General features: G+C 43.4%; 1 protein-coding gene. It reads left to right on the forward strand.

Features of this window, described 5'->3' with window-relative positions; genetic code table 11:
• Positions 1-286, forward strand: a 286-nt coding sequence (locus J7338_RS20670) for a transposase (RefSeq protein WP_210798842.1), incomplete at both ends; no start/stop codon positions are given.

The following is a 286-nucleotide window of genomic DNA, read 5'->3' on the forward strand; positions in this document are numbered from 1 at the left end:
GTCAGTGATGTTAAAGATTATTTTGCTCGGCTATGCACATGGTTTTATCAGTAGCCGTCGGATTGCGAAGGCGTGTGAGACTAATATTTTGTTCATGAGTGTGTCGGGGGACATCCAGCCGCATTACACATCAATAGCAGGTTTCGTGGCCAAAATGCATGAACAGATTGAACCACTATTTACGCAAGTATTGATGATATGCGATGAAGAAGGTTTGATAGGCCGCAACATGTTTGCCATTGATGGGTGCAAATTAAAGTCCAACTCAAGTAAAGAATGGAGCGGG

The organism is Pseudoalteromonas ostreae (assembly GCF_018069805.1).
GTDB classification, from domain to species: domain Bacteria; phylum Pseudomonadota; class Gammaproteobacteria; order Enterobacterales; family Alteromonadaceae; genus Pseudoalteromonas; species Pseudoalteromonas ostreae.